Source organism: Macrococcus epidermidis (assembly GCF_003259695.1).
Classification (GTDB): Bacteria; Bacillota; Bacilli; order Staphylococcales; family Staphylococcaceae; genus Macrococcoides; species Macrococcoides epidermidis.
Window position 1 is genome coordinate 45,432 of the sequence record NZ_PZJH01000010.1, and the last position, 6,606, is coordinate 52,037.

The 6,606-nt window shown below is 35.1% G+C and carries 8 protein-coding genes; 4 read left to right on the forward strand and 4 right to left on the reverse strand.

Annotated elements, in window-relative coordinates; translation table 11 throughout:
* The first annotated feature begins 2 nt into the window (after positions 1 to 2).
* Entirely contained in the window at positions 3 to 761 is a 759-nt protein-coding gene (locus tag BHU61_RS12610) for a class I SAM-dependent methyltransferase (protein WP_111717370.1), read from the forward strand.
* A gap of 94 nt (positions 762 to 855) precedes the next feature.
* On the opposite strand, the gene BHU61_RS12615 is transcribed toward BHU61_RS12610, so the two are convergent.
* Entirely contained in the window at positions 856 to 1,989 is a 1,134-nt protein-coding gene (locus BHU61_RS12615; protein WP_111717372.1) for an MFS transporter, read from the reverse strand.
* 213 nt (positions 1,990 to 2,202) lie between these two features.
* Between BHU61_RS12615 and BHU61_RS12620 the strand changes: the two genes are divergently transcribed.
* The 3 genes from BHU61_RS12620 to BHU61_RS12630 all read left to right on the forward strand — a co-directional run bounded on the left by BHU61_RS12620 (position 2,203) and on the right by BHU61_RS12630 (position 4,918).
* A complete protein-coding gene (locus BHU61_RS12620; RefSeq protein WP_170122562.1) occupies positions 2,203 to 2,832 on the forward strand; it encodes a tetratricopeptide repeat protein in 630 nt (209 codons plus the stop codon).
* Between the two features lie 80 nt (positions 2,833 to 2,912).
* A complete protein-coding gene (locus tag BHU61_RS12625; protein ID WP_111717376.1) occupies positions 2,913 to 3,413 on the forward strand; it encodes a GNAT family protein in 501 nt (166 codons plus the stop codon).
* A gap of 158 nt (positions 3,414 to 3,571) precedes the next feature.
* The gene (locus BHU61_RS12630) at positions 3,572 to 4,918 is read left to right on the forward strand and encodes a YjiH family protein (RefSeq protein ID WP_111717378.1); all 1,347 of its coding nucleotides are present in this window, start codon (positions 3,572 to 3,574) and stop codon (positions 4,916 to 4,918) included.
* A 45-nt stretch (positions 4,919 to 4,963) separates the two neighbouring features.
* Here BHU61_RS12630 and BHU61_RS12635 read toward each other — a convergent pair whose 3' ends face one another.
* Genes BHU61_RS12635 through BHU61_RS12645 form a run of 3 tightly spaced genes read right to left on the reverse strand, consistent with a single transcriptional unit; the run spans position 4,964 to position 6,315 of the window.
* On the reverse strand, positions 4,964 to 5,263 hold the full coding sequence (locus BHU61_RS12635) for a hypothetical protein (RefSeq protein ID WP_111717380.1): 300 nt from the start codon (positions 5,261 to 5,263) through the stop codon (positions 4,964 to 4,966).
* Positions 5,260 to 5,586: a heme oxygenase gene (locus tag BHU61_RS12640; RefSeq protein ID WP_111717381.1), complete on the reverse strand. Its 327-nt coding sequence runs from the start codon at positions 5,584 to 5,586 to the stop codon at positions 5,260 to 5,262. Before BHU61_RS12640 ends, BHU61_RS12635 begins: the two co-directional genes overlap by 4 nt.
* Positions 5,587 to 5,598: 12 nt before the next feature.
* A complete protein-coding gene (locus BHU61_RS12645) occupies positions 5,599 to 6,315 on the reverse strand; it encodes an SDR family NAD(P)-dependent oxidoreductase (protein WP_111717383.1) in 717 nt (238 codons plus the stop codon).
* Positions 6,316 to 6,606: the final 291 nt, after the last annotated feature.

Consider the following 6,606-nt stretch of genomic DNA (forward strand, 5'->3'; position numbering starts at 1 on the left):
ATATGGATAGTAAAGAACTTTTTAGTGAAAAAGTAGAACAGTATCGGAATTCCAGACCTAAATATGCTTGTGCGTTAATGGATTATATGAAAGAAACTTTTTCAATTGATGAGACGACAACGATTGCTGATATCGGCGCGGGGACTGGTATATTCACTGAACTATTACTGGATTTAGGCGCAAAAGTTATTGCGATTGAACCGAATAGTGCGATGGCAGCACAACTCCGTCTGGCACTAAAGTGTAAAGAACTTGAAATACATGAACGACCAGCAGAAAGTACAGAAATTGAATCTCATACCGTTGATATGATTACTGCAGCACAAAGTTTTCACTGGTTTGATCACGCTGCGTTTAAATCAGAATGCAGAAGAATATTAAAAGGGAATGGCCCGGTTTGTCTTGTCTGGAATACGCGTATAGAAGAAGCACCGATTAATGTAAAGACCGCAGAAATTTATTCAGCGTTCTGTCCAAACTTTAAAGGATTTATCGGTTATGGTGGTGGGGTACAGTATTCTGAAGAAAGTATCTCAGATTTTTTTGAAGGTCAATATGATAAGCAGTCATATCAATTTCCATTAACATATGACAAACAAGGATTTATCGATCGTTCGTTATCCGCATCGTATGCTTTAGTGGAAGGCGATAGACAATATGATACGTTTGTAGAAAAGTTAGCGAACCTGTTCGATGCGTTCGCTGAAGATGGCAAAGTAATCGTGCCAAATGAATCAGTACTTTATTACGGAACAATATAAATTTACATCTAATATTTATAATAAAAAATAAACACACTTTATCAGTTCAATAGATAAAGTGTGTTCTTTTTTAGTTATTTTGTTCAGACTAAAATTAATCTCTCTTTATGGACACAGCTAATCCTAAACAAATAATCGCAAATAAGATTGATAAATAAGGTGCAACAGACAAAGAGAATGTTTCTACAATAATACCACCAATTAACGCACCAAATCCGATACCCGCATTTAATGCTGACATATTCCATGCCATGATAGTACTTGAATCACCTTCTACTTGCTTTATGATACCGATTTGAATGGCTGGGTTTGTTCCCCATTCAAAGATATTCCAGACAAGCATCACGAATAGTAATACGAAGTAAAATGGTAAAGCGATATTAAAGAAAAATAATGATAGCGTAAATACAGATAAGGCGATAATCAACCATTGCTTACTACCAATTTTATCTGCCATCATCCCACCTAAACTTGTTCCCGCAATACTACCTAAACCACAAACAAATAATAGAATAGAGACGTGTTGCAGCGTATACCCATGACTGATCATTAACGGGCTAATATAAGTAAACACGATATAGTTTGAAGCTAATATAAAGAATGTGATACCAATATATTTTGCAGCTTCTTTAGGATACAGTAGTTTTGAATGTTTGTTTTCATCTTCCGCTTGTGCATTAATTTTATTTGGTAACTGAAGCATTAAGAGGAGGGTTGCAATAATACTTACTATAACAATCATCCAGAATGTCGCACGCCAACCGAACATTTCTCCGATTTTTGTGCCGAGAGGTACGCCAAATACATTAGCGCCACTAAATCCGATGTATACAAGACCTAACATTTTCCCGCGTTCTTCAGGTCTGCTTAATACTACGGTTAAAGCTAATAATTTCACGACAATGATACTCGATGCCGCAGAAGCGATAATCCGTCCGATGACGATGACAGTAAATGTATCCCCAACCGCATTAATCGTATTTCCGATAATAAAGATAATCATGCTAATGAGCAATATCCATTTCGGATTATATCTTTCGGTAAGTTTCACGAGGATTGGACCACAAATAGCAACCGTAAAAGCGTAGATAGTGACTAATTGACCGGTCAGTGATTGATTAATATTTAAATCATCACTGATAAGCGTTAAGATTCCTGCAACTACGAGTTCCACCATTCCAACAACAAAGATGCTAAGTATAAAAGTAAATAATTTAAGGCGTGTCATAATAGATCCTTTCAATATAGCGTGCATTAGAAATTATATCAGTAAAAATAAAAAAGTACATCCTTATGTTATCAGATGAATAATTATGATAAACACTATACAATAAAAGAGAGGTGAGCATCATGGGAGCAATACTTTCATTTATTGGCGATATATTTGCAGCAATAGCAACAAGTCTATTACAACAAACAAAACAAAGCGAGGAGCATGACAATGAATTATAATGAACAAATCGATTTAGTATTTGAACAGTTTGAGAATGGGGATATTGAAGAGGCGACAAAATTATTACAGGAAATTGGCAATCATATCAATCCAGGTGATGAAGATTACGCGGACTATCAATTAAATGCGGCATATATTTATGCAGCAGATAATCACTTTGATAAAGCACGCGAATCATTAAATAACTTATTAAATTCTGAAGATGCAGAAGAACAACAAATGGCATATCATCAATTAGGATTAGTAGAAAGAATGGATGCAGAGTTTGATCAGTCGATTGCATACTTTAAGAAAGAAGCTGAATTAATCGATGCTAACTTTAGTGATGATACGATTAAACGATCTGTAAATTTATACGAGTTAGGATATGTACAATTATTAAATAATCAATATGATGAAGGGAAAGCGTCACTTGAAGCATCTTTAAAATTAGCTGAACAGTCAGAAGATGATTTAAGTATTGCGATTTCTAACCGTGCATTAGGTGAATTATATGCTGCACAGGAAGAGATGGATAAAGCTAAATCTTACTTCACAGAAGCGAAACGCTATTTCCGTAAAGATGGCGATGATATGGGTGTTGCTGAAATTGAAGCTTTAGAAGCGGCAATTTTCTAAAAATTCATTGTCAAAAGCGTTATAAAAGGTCATAATGATAATGAAAAGGTTTTCATAATGGTTGACGAGGAGTGATTGGCATGATTCAGGAACTAACAAAAGAACAACTTCAAGATGCTGTGGATCGAATTGCTGAGATTTATTTAACAAATTTCGAAGATGCGAGAAGCCATAAAGAAATGGTTGCAAATATTTTAAAATACAGTGAAACACCAGGATTTAAAGCATTGATTAGTCATCAGTTTGGTAATATCAATGGTTATTTGTATGGCTATCCGAGTGAAAGTAAACAATTTTATCGTGAATTAATCGATCGATATTTAACAGCTGATGAGAAAGAGAAATTAAATGGTGCATTTGAGATTCTTTCAATCGCTGTTGATAAGAGTAGCAAGCATAGCGGTATAGGAACGAAGTTACTTGCAGCACTTCCTGCAGGTAAATATTATTTAACAAGTGATGTACATGATATCGTTGCGAATACATTCTACTATAAGAATGATTGGCAACTGTTAAAAGGTAATATGCATTTACATCCAAGTATCCCTGATAAAAATTTATATTACAAAGAAGTAAAATAAAACTGTATACCCAATCGAAATTATCGATTGGGTATTATTATGGTCTTTATTATTCGAATATTCAAAAAAATGAATGTTTTGAAATGGTATTTACACAGTAATTTTAGTGTGTTAATGTATAAATATTAATTTTTGTGAATAAAAAATGGAGGAACGTAATGGAACAATATGATAAGAAGACCTGGAAGATAGGTCAGCTGAAATTTATTATTTTAAGTATTATCGGTATATTTTTATTTTTAACACCACTACAAGTTGATGGTAAGACGAGTTTGCCTGTGGCTGTACTTGCCAAGTGGTTTTTAAATGTACTGGGTAATACAACACCAACATTGATTTATAGTGTAATTATGATTTCGATATTATTTACATTTTATTTTAGTTTTATTAGTAAACCTAAATCATCTTATATTAATACTTTATTTAATGTGAATTGGATATGGTGCATTGTTAGGTTAATAGGTGCAGTATTTGCAACGATTGTTTATTTTAAAATGAATGTTCCTTTTGTTGATACAGAAGCCACAGGACAATTAATTTATTCTGGGTTATTGCCAACTTTAATTGCAGTCTTTTTCTTTGCAGGTCTGTTTTTACCATTTTTAATGGATTATGGTTTACTTGAATTTTTAGGACCGATGTTCTCAAAAGTAATGCGTCCGTTATTTACATTACCGGGACGTTCTGCAGTAGATAATTTAGCTTCATTTATCGGAGATGGTACAGTAGGTGTAATGATTACGTCGAAACAATATGAAGGGAATTTCTTTACACGTCGAGAGGCGACTGTTATTGCAACATCATTCTCAGTTGTATCGATTACGTTTGCGATAGTAGTGTGTGATCAAGTAGGGTTAATGAATCATTTCTTTGCCTTTTACGGGACAGTTATCGTATCATGCTTAATTGCAGCGATGATTATGCCACGTATCTGGCCATTATCAAAAGTGCCAGATCAATATGCAGATGGCAGTACAGAAATTATTGATGAGACGACACCTGAAGGACATACGATTGTAAGTTATGGTTATCACAATGCGACAGTTAAAGCGATTAAAGCACCAGGATGGAAGCTGTTCTGGTTATCAGGGGTGAAGACTGTTGGGGATATGTGGTTTGCCGTATTACCTGTTGTAATGGCAATCGGAACATTAGCAACGATTGTCGCAGAACATACGAAGTTCTTTACATATATAGGGCTGCCGTTTGTACCTTTACTTAATTTATTGCAAATACCAGACGCAGTTGCTGCATCTGAAACGATATTAATTGGATTTGCAGATATGTTCCTGCCTTCAATTTTAATCTCAGATGTAAAGTCAGATTTAACACGTTTTATCATTGGTGCACTCAGTATTTCTCAATTAATCTACTTATCTGAAGTAGGTGGGGTAATTTTAGGTTCTAAAATACCGGTCAGCTTACCGAAGCTATTTGTTATCTTTTTGATGAGAACGATTATATGTCTTCCAATTATTACGCTTATGGCACATTTAATCTTCTAAGGTATAAAATCAAGCCCGAACTGTTTAAGCAGTTCGGGCTTCTTTTTATAAACATTCATATATTTCTACCGACTCAAGTGTATGTTTAGTATCAACTGCAAACCAAATGGCATTCCAATCCTCTTGACTACGTTCAAACGCTGTGCGTGCTTCGTAATCAGCTATTGAATTGTAGAAAATATCTAGTACGATTGTCGTAGTTGTATCATTTGTTTGTCTATACATTTTAATATCAGTACTCGATGGCGTTGAATTAAATTTAGGATCCGCAGATACTTGAAACTTATGCATCAGTTCAGGTAGATATTCATTTTGAGTTGTGTAGGTGAATACAACTTTAATCATTTACTAACCTCTGTTTCAAGCTTTGCAATTACTATTTCTGAACCTAACATCGGTGATTCCTGTTTCTCAGATTCTGACTTATTACCACGTTGTGCGTGTGCTTTTTTAAATGCATCACTTGTTTTCCATGCTTCGAAATCTTCTAAAGTTTCCCACCATGTGTTTACATGTAGTTCGTCATATTCATCTAAATTCTGAATTGACCAAGTTTCGATTTTAGTAAATCCTTTTAGCTCTGTAATGTCGCCGCCTTTAGTAAACATTGGTGCCATTTTTTCAGCAAAACCTTTTTTCATTTTAATTCTATTTGTTACGATATACATTATTTTACCTCCTTATTTTTTAATTGGGTTTGTCGCCCAGATTTGAGTGTGTTTAACAAATGTACGTCGATTTAATTTTAATTGGCTCACAATAACTTCAGCAACATCTTCAGGGTGTGTCATTGATTCAGGTTCAAGTGACGGTTCACCGATTAAGTCTGTTAGCACTGCTGAAGGGTGAATAAGAAATGTACGGATATTATGCGGACGCATTTCTCGCATAAAGCTATCAGACATACCAGAAAGTGCAAATTTTGTAGCTGAATAAGCACTTGAATTGGCATTAGCATTCACTGCTGACATAGAGCTCATATTAACGATATCGCCTTGACCTTGTTTAATCATGACTGGTGCTACTTCCTGCATAAAGCGGAATGGACCGTATACATTTGTCTGGATGAGCTCATCTAATAACGCTTCTGATGTTTCTAAGAAAGGTGCATTTTTCATTACACCTGCGTTATTTACTAATATATCAATTCGCTCAAATGTTTCAAGAACATGTGCGACACATGATTTTATATCTTCTGCATTTTTATTATCACAAACAATTGCTGTCGTATCGATGTCGTATTGATCGAGTGTTGTGATAGCTGATTCTAACTTATCAAAGTTACGTCCGGTAATTGCGATATTTACGCCTTCCTGTGCTAAAGCTTTCGCAATTTCAAGACCGATACCACTAGAACCACCTGTAATTAAAGCAACTTTTCCTTTTAATTGTTCCATTGTATTGCCTCCTTTATCTTCACGTTTATAGTAACAAAACTTGGTGGAAAGAGGATAGTAATATGAATGATGATGCTTATTAAAGAAGGCGAGTGGTGGAATAGGTGCTAGTGTATGTCATCTTTTCCGAATACGCGTACTATCCGGCAAAGACGGGCGGAAAATAGGTGAGAGATGTGTCATCTTTTCCGGATACGCGTACTATCCGGCAAAGACGGGCGGAAAATAGGTGAGAGATGTGTCATCTTTTCCGGATACGCGTACTATCCGGCAAAGACGGGCGGAAAATAG